The sequence below is a fragment of the Aeromonas sp. QDB39 genome (genome assembly GCF_027707585.1).
In the GTDB taxonomy this organism is placed as follows: Bacteria; Pseudomonadota; Gammaproteobacteria; order Enterobacterales; family Aeromonadaceae; genus Aeromonas; species Aeromonas hydrophila.
This window is the reverse complement of the sequence record NZ_JAPCIV010000061.1, coordinates 7,228-14,810: the sequence shown is the minus strand read 5'-3', so window position 1 is coordinate 14,810 and position 7,583 is coordinate 7,228. Positions and strand designations below refer to the sequence as shown.

Here is a 7,583-nt window from a genome sequence, read left to right as displayed (position 1 = left end):
TCATGTAGAACCTCCTGCGTTCAAGGTACGGGAAAATTCTACTTATGAGCACCCTGGTTTTTCGGGGGGATTACCCCTCAGCGTCGCTTCCCCACGCCTCAACGGCTGCGCGTCTAAGCATTATCTTGTGGTCTGCAACCACCGAACTACTCAAAGAGGTAGTGGGATCACTATCGGCAGCCTTTCTTTTAGGCACATTGGGAGCCTGCGTATTCCCTTCATCCTTTTGCAAGGGTTGGGCTGCGTTGGTGAGGGTGGGATCAATCCCTGCCGCCCAGTTCGCCTTTTCAGTGATTTCTGCAGCTTCCGCCACTGCATCACGGTGCTTAGAAACACACGTTTTGAAGCAATCTGGGTCGGTACATCGATCTTCGAGCACATCACCCGCGGTATCAATGCGGTCATCGAGCAATGCAACGCGCTTCGAGCAAGGTAAACAGCCATCAAACATCTGCTCTGCGCCAACCGTGTCATGGCTTACATGGTTAATCGAACCTTGGGATACTTCGGATAGTACAATGATGGTGCCGTAACGCTCGGCGAGTTCGTCCTTGCGGGCCGCAACCATAGCAGCAGTCTTTTGTTTAAAGCACACAAGATTCCGGCAAACAGCCCCGTCTACAACAGCGAACTCATTAAACAGGCTGGATTGTTGCTGACTGTTGTGAACGCAGGAGGCGCAATCTCCAACATCAAAACGCGCGGAGGAAATCGGTGCCGAAGCTTTACCAAGCAAGGCTTTGAGCGCATCTACGCTAAGGTTTTTCTCAGTAATTGAGGGCAACAGAGCGTTCTGCGCCTCAGCACTGATACCTGCGAGCAAATCGGCATGACGAAGTGAAACCAATTTTGCTGAGATTGCATCAAGCACTGCCGGAGTGCAGCGAGTAAGATGCAGTCGCTGTTTGAGGCGACCCAGTGACCAACCGAGTTGCTTGCGGGCTTCTTCGTAATCACCATTGCATAGAGCTAGTGCCGTTTGTGCTGCGTGGGCTTCATCAACCGGCCCCATGTCTTCCCGCTGCAGGTTCTCCATCATGCCAATGGCAACGCCTTCTGAGTCACTGCAATTGACGACAAGGGCGGGGATAGGGCAACCCACAATTTTAGCGGCATCCCAACGGCCATATCCTGCTAACAGCTCGAAAATACCTGCCATTTCTGGATGGGGGCGAACCGTCACCGATTGGATGATCCCGCGCAGCCTCACATCAGCGAGAAATTCCGTCCACTTGGCATTATTGCGGTTTCCGCGACGGACGTTGCCCCAGGGGGCTGCGACCACCTGATCAACAGTGAGCATCACCAAAGAATCATCCGTGCGATTGGAAGCGCCTTGTTTCAATGCGTTCATGTTCATAACCCTATTTTGGTTTCAATGGGGTTATGATCCCACGGCATCGGTCAATGCAAGGGAGGGCAAACCAATATTCAGAAGTTGGGGCTATCAAATAACAGACGAATGTCTTTCGTCAACGAACCCCCCACCTGTCAGCAGGGGCTACATCATTCCTCAAGCGGCCACTTGATGTGCTGAATGTATGGCAGAATCTGCCAACTCCTTTTCAAGTTGCCGCAAAAATGGGATCAGTTCATCAAGCTCTGCTTGGGCGCTGAATGGCTTCGCAGCCTCAATACGATAGTCGGTAGCGTTCTTTGTCCAAGTAGCCATTTGGGCTGTGGCTATGTTTGGTAAGCGCGGCAAGTTATCGACGAGCGCGACGAAGGCCGCCATCACAGCGTTAATGCTATTGCGCTCTACATTTCTCAGCTCGTAGTGATGACCGGAGGGGCCGCGAACTGTGAACTCGGTGGCGAAGCACAGTTTGGCGAAATATGGCTTTTCATAGACCAGAGTAGCCCCCCGGTAAGTAGCCATGTCGTGTTGACTGCCAATATCTGCACGGTAGTTCAGTCTGCTATATTTTGAACCGACAGCCGGGGCGGCGGTGGTTATGTTTAGACGATCTGTAGCCGTCGAATCCACCCCCATTTTTTCATATGTCACACCATCCACGGTAATCAACAACTCATCCGCGGTGGCCGCAATGTTTGCTGCATCGGCTCGAATCATCTGCATTTTGGCCGCCAAGGTTGCGACTCTTTGCTCAAGGGATTGTGCTTGGTCGTCCAATCTGACGTGATTCCGGAACCAGTTATTCCGGGCTGCCTCAAGCTTTCGCAGCTTTGCTTTGCCTTTGACATGAGCCAGGATTCGCGGGTCATCGGCTACGATGGCGCTTAACTCGGCATAATCAATCGCTTCATTTTGCTCTGTGTAGTGCCGGACGGAGCTATCGAGTTGACGGAACCGGCTGATAAAACGCTGCTTGGTGTTGAGTAATCCCAGTTGCCAAGCATCAAGACAGCGACGGGTGATTGGCACGACAATATCAATGGTGAACTCGGGATCATTCGCCCATAACAGGTTGCCTTGGCGCTCAATGCGGCCAGCTCGTTGAGCCAAATCACCGGGTCGATATGGGAGATCGAAGTGAACCAACGAAACCAAACGCCGGTTGATATTGAGCCCAGAGCCTGCCAATTCGGTAGAGCCTAGCAAAATTCGGATCTGCCCCTCATTCATCATGTCACGCAACGCTTCCTTTCTCGCGTCTGTCCGGTAATCGTGGATAACTGCGATCTCGTTGCGGGGGATGCCGCCCACAACCAATTTTTCTACCAGCTCATCGTAGAGGCTGAATGAACTGCCGACCATGGCGGTAAGTTCGAGTTCGTCTAGGCCTTCAATACGCTCTAACGCTTCTTCATCACCCTGTCTGGCAAGGTTGAAAATTGCCGCCCACTCTTTCGAAGCTCCGGCACGATGGCGAGCGGGAATGCTACGATCCATGAAGACCATCTGAGTACCGCGAACGCTAGTTGTACTTTGATATTTATCGAGCAGATAGCGCACTACGGTATTGATTTTGCTGTCCTGGTAGTCCGGTGCGTCTGGGTACACAAGCCGAGCATCGAGAGAGAGCATTCGCCCACGGTTGAGCAATTTTAGGGGGTTGTTCTCCCGGTTATCGACTCGAGAATATGCACTGACGATTTCAGCGAAGCCGTTTTCCTGGTGCTCATTGGGTTCAATCACCAATTCGATGATCTTGCCCCCCGTGAGGGGAGGGATAGCACTGCGGCCATCAGCTAGTTTTGGCAAGACATTTGGCAACTGCTCAGAAGTAACTACATCAGCGAAGCTTGAGTAGATAGCTTGAAGCTCTGTCAAATTTGTGAATGTACTAATGCGAGTTCTCATCTTGTAGCCACGCCCGGACGCCGCCAATTCATAATCTGTCACTGGCTGAGCGAAGACTGCACTGAATGCGTCAAAGTGGGTCAGCTTTGCTGACTGAGCAAAATCTTGGGACATCACTCGCAGATGTCGATGTGCTTCCACCACAGAGTTGAGGATTGGTGTTCCGGTAGCCTCAACATAACGACCACCGGCTCGCAGAACAGCACGGCTTTTGACAAATAGATCAAAGGCTCGCTTACTGCCTGATGCCTGGCCCATTCCGGCAACGCTTTGCAGGGATGAAGAATAGCTAAGGTTCTTACCGAATTGGCTCTCATCAATGATCAGAGTTGTGACCCTCAGGTCCGCAAAGTCGAGCATTTCATCAGTGTGTTTGTTCACAAGTTCTGCAAGGTCAGCTTCTTTGCGCTGGATCCGCGTCTGCATCCGGCGTACAGATAACCGCTCATGTTTCAGCTCCGACAAACACCGGTGAAGATCATCGATCTCTGCTTCCAACATTTCGACCAAGAGATCGTGAGGGGCTGGGATTAGCCCGAACACACTCAACGGAATGATGCATAGATCGAAGTCTGTCATTGCAAGGCGGGCTAAGGCTGTGCGGCGGGTGGTCGGGGTCATCATAGTTTTATCGAGCACAAAGATATTCATGCCTGGAAAAATGAACTGTGCGGCGGTGGCATGCTGCGCGACGAGGTGATTGGGAGCGACCAGCACTACACGCTCACATTTGTTAATGCGTCTTAGTTCGCTTGCCGCACCAATCATTGTGAACGTTTTTCCGGCGCCGACAGCGTGATCAATCAAAGTGCACGACTCATGAATGATCCGAGCAATGGCGTTTCTCTGTGTGTGATATAGGTAAACTGCACTACCAGCTAAAGGCAAGTGTGAGCCATTGTATTTCGGGGCAACAAAGCCGTTGAAATGTGCGTTGTAAGCAAGCTCAATATCGTTGCGGCGTTCGGCATCATCCAGCACCCACGACTCCCAAGCCGCCTTAATTTCCTCTGCTTTGTGCTGGGCGGCCATTGTTTCGTCCGGGTTCGGAACAGTCGTATTAGATATGCTCGGATGTGGATCGCGTACCTCAATGGTGCGATTGTTCAAAAGCGCAATGATCAAGGAGGTCATGTCGCGGCGCTGCGTACCCCATTCAGAAGTTAAGACGGTCTGAGGGAGAGAGTCATGCGAAACATGATACTCGTTGTCGATAAGGGTAACTTGTGCTTTCAATTTTGGATGACCGACCAGATGGCGGATAAAATCGGCGTGGAAATGGTTAGGCAGCCAACGGGAGTTCATCGGTGCAAAAATGTCTACCGCCTTGATGGGTGAGGGCATTACTCGCTGCAGGTTGGCAACATTGATAGCAAACAGAGGGTCGGATTCGGCCGCCCCTTGTGCAGCCTCAATCTTGCTGGGGATGTAACCTGAAAGGTACTTTGCCGCAATGACCAGCTTGCCACTTTCGGGGTCGGCAAATGCCAGAGATTGTTCGGCCAACTGATGCAAAAGTTCTCGATCTGTTCCTTTAAAGCGGACCAGATCCCGAACGTATGAAAGATCGACCTCACCCTTGTAGCTCACGGAGATTAGAACGGCGTCGGCAAGGTTCGCGGCATGGCTGGGAGTGATCAATGGGGTGATTGCGCGGCGGGTGAACAAATTCCCCTTACTCCATTGCTCTTTACGCTCTGCGATGCCCTCTTTTTCGGCAACCGTGGCACTGATCGGCGCGATGTAGTCCAACTCGAGAGCTCGCAAGCGGTAATACCAGGGATCTTCCCCAAGAACGGATTTGTTCTTGGAAGCGTGGAACGGACCGAAGTCGGCAGTAAAGCGGTCATAGGTCGCATTGAGATCAGCCCTAAGAGCTCGCAAGTTGGCGTCTGGCTGATTGCCCTGCTCTGCGTTGATGAGTGATGCCAACACCCTCTTAACTCTCAGCATGGCCGTTACACGTAGCCTATCTTTGGCTGATTTAAACTCGCACTGTTGGAACGTGGGCATCTTAACCCCGTTTTCATCAACATGATCTGCCACTCGACGCATCAGCTCACCCGCCGGAGTTTGGCAAAATTCATATGGTCCAACATCGTCCATACCTGCGGGGGCAGAAACGACACCTTTCCTTGCAACCGGAGCAGTAGACTTACGGAAAAACAAAGGGTTGGAGGTCTGGATATCGAGGATTTCAGTTACAACACTCGCAAGATCACGGCCAGGATCTGCAACGTTGCAAGACACATTGAAGGTGCCAGGTGCTGAGATTTTGCCGGCGACGAGTTCAGGACGATCCACAAACAAGCGATTCACACGATATACCGAGCCTGCTTCGTCGTGGACCTCTACGGTGTCGATCCATGAAGGGTTTTCTTCCGGATGCTGGCAGGCTTGAAAGACCAGAATATCGGTAACAACGTTGGCCCCTTCACCCTTGAACACCGAATTTGGCAGACGACAGGCTGCAACCAAATTTCCCCGGGCCGAGAGAGATAGCCGCGCATCGCTATCTTTGGAGTCCATTACCCAGCTTGATACGACAACAGCCATAAGCCCGCCGTGGTGCAGTTCGCTCAACCCTCTAATCAGAAAGTAGGAATGTAGTGGGAGTGTGCCAAATGCTCTATCCCTGGCAGGAACAGAGCTGTATGGCGGGTTCCCAATAACTAAGGAAAAGTCGCCACTATACGGGAGCTTTACGTGCTCGAACGGCTGGTTGACATAGATCTTGGCTGCAGGATTCAATAAGCGGGCGATAGTCCCTGTCAGGCCATCCAGCTCAACAGCAAAGGATTTCATCGCTGAAAGAGTCGCCGGGCGACTCGCCAAGAAGTGACCGGACCCTGTAGCAAAATCGAGCAATGGACCGTCCTGCACACCAAGGCGTGCGACGGAACGATACATGGCATCGATAATCCATTCGGAGGTGTAATAGGAGGTCAATACAGATGCTTCCAACGCCGTGAATTCTGCTTGAGTGACAAGAGATTTCAATTCGGCATGCTGGGGGTGTTCTGGCTCAAAGAGTCCTGATAGTTGACCCCATCCGGCATACTGAGTAAGGACATCGCGCTCGACGTCAGATACAGCCAGCGAGCCATCAGCCAAACACCGCTTTACAATTTTGATCGCTTCAAGATTGTTCCTGATTTTTTGTGACACCGTTTTTGCGATGACGGTGGTTTTGTGCCCAGGAAGGGGAGGGCAAAACAAGTAATCAAGAAAAGCTGTTGCGTTCAAAAAGGACATTTATAGCACCCGTAGACGATTTTTTGCTTACGTCGATCATCCCTCAGATCTTCACAATGCAACTGGAGCCATGAGAGGACTGATGGCCTAATCCATTCCGTTAGCAAGTAGATCCAGGTTTGCAGGTATTCACAGGCGAGCCCGCCAGCCATGACCTCCTGAACACACGCCGAATACCGGCACTGAGTTGCCCCCAGTCCCAACCGATGTGTGGGTCACTGAGTTGGCCTGCACCATCGATGTGCTCGCGGCATCGTTCTGCAGAGCGGCGGCGCGGTGCTGCAAGTGGCCAGGATGTTCCCGCTGGTGCGCTGGGTCGAAGCTTTTGTCTGTGTGCATGCTGAATTGCGGTTCCGATTCTCCGGTGACGCTCAGGGCGGCCAGTGCCGGTGTGGGTGATCCGGTGCTGCGCCTGGCGGGCCGGTGCTGCAGGTGGCCCTCGGGCCGCCGACGAACTCGGGGGCCATGGTGGCCAGCGGCGGCGGGCGGGTGATCTGGTGCGGTGTCCGGCGGACCGGTACGCAGTTGGTCTCCGGGCCGGTGCCGGGATCTGGTGCCCTGGGTCGTCGAGGAGCTCGGCGCCCAGGGTGTCCAGCTGGCTGGTGCTGCAGTGGCCCCCGGGCCGCCGACGAACTCGGGGCCCATGGTGGCCACTGCCGCCACTGCCGAGGGGGATCTGATGCATTGTCCAGGTGGCCGGCGGACCGCTGCCGGGATCCGGTGCCCCGGGTCGGGTCGCTGCCGAGCTCGGCGCCCAGGGTGGCCAGCGGCGGCGAGTGGGTGATCTGGTGCGCGGTGGGTCCCCGGGCCGGTGTCGGGATCTGGTGCCTCGGGTCGCCGATGAGCTCGGCGCCCAGGGTGGCCAGCGGCGGCGGATGGGTGATCTGGTGCGCGGTGGGCCCTCGGGCCGGTGTCGGGACCTGGTGCCCCGGATCGCCGATGAGCTCGGCGCCCAGGGTGGCCAGCGGCGGCGGGTGGGTGATCCGGTGCCTCGGGTCGCCGATGAGCTCGGCGCCCAGGGTGGCCACCGGCGGCGGTTGGGTGATCTGGTGCGCAGTGGGCC

Annotated in this window: 2 protein-coding genes; both read right to left on the bottom strand. The window is 54.3% G+C overall.

Annotated features, from left to right (window positions below):
- Nucleotides 1–70: 70 nt before the first annotated feature.
- A complete protein-coding gene (locus PG899_RS22590) occupies nt 71–1,354 on the bottom strand; it encodes a PRTRC system ParB family protein (protein ID WP_270697727.1) in 1,284 nt (427 codons plus the stop codon).
- Between the two features lie 159 nt (nt 1,355–1,513).
- The gene (locus PG899_RS22585) at nt 1,514–6,520 is read right to left on the bottom strand and encodes a helicase-related protein (protein WP_270697726.1); all 5,007 of its coding nucleotides are present in this window, start codon (nt 6,518–6,520) and stop codon (nt 1,514–1,516) included.
- Nucleotides 6,521–7,583: the final 1,063 nt, after the last annotated feature.

Coding starts and splice junctions, on each gene's coding strand:
- PG899_RS22590 (WP_270697727.1), bottom strand. CDS start 1,354: ATGAACGCATTGAAACAAGGCGCTTCCAATCGCACGGATGATTCTTTG.
- PG899_RS22585 (WP_270697726.1), bottom strand. CDS start 6,520: ATGTCCTTTTTGAACGCAACAGCTTTTCTTGATTACTTGTTTTGCCCT.